General features: G+C 45.7%; 1 rRNA gene. It reads left to right on the top strand.

The features are described from left to right. Positions 1 to 119: 119 nt before the first annotated feature. A 23S ribosomal RNA gene (locus P2W70_RS34370) occupies positions 120 to 541 on the top strand; the annotation flags it as partial.

Here is a 541-nt window from a genome sequence, read left to right as displayed (position 1 = left end):
CGTTTAAATTGTGAAATGAGAACGTTGTCAACTGTTCGAACTGTACCAAGCTCTTTGACATATTGGGATAGTAATTTGTAATTATAAGTTGTAAATGAACGAGTAATAGTAATAACTCTTTTAAAGCACTTAAGGGCGTATGGTGGATGCCTTGGCTCTGAGAGACGACGAAGGACGTGGTAAGCTGCGATAAGCTCCGGGGAGCTGCACACAAGCATTAGATCCGGAGATCTCCGAATGGGACAACCCAATATACTGAAGGTATATTATCCGAAAGGAAGTCAACCCTGGGAACTGAAACATCTAAGTACCAGGAGGAAAAGAAAACAATCGTGATTCCCCAAGTAGTGGCGAGCGAAAAGGGAACAGCCCAAACCGGTGTAGCGTGCTGCACCGGGGTTATAGGACCACATTTAGAATGCAACATCAAGCTGAACCTTCTGGAAAGTTGGACCATAGCAGGTGATAGTCCTGTAGGCACAAATTGTTGCGGACGAGTGGTATCCTGAGTACGGCGGGACCGGAGAAATCCTGCCTGAAT

It is taken from the genome of Paraflavitalea pollutisoli (assembly GCF_029360705.1).
GTDB lineage: Bacteria > Bacteroidota > Bacteroidia > Chitinophagales > Chitinophagaceae > Paraflavitalea > Paraflavitalea pollutisoli.
The sequence above is the reverse complement of the archived record's forward strand: the minus strand, read 5'-3'. Positions and strand labels throughout refer to the sequence as shown.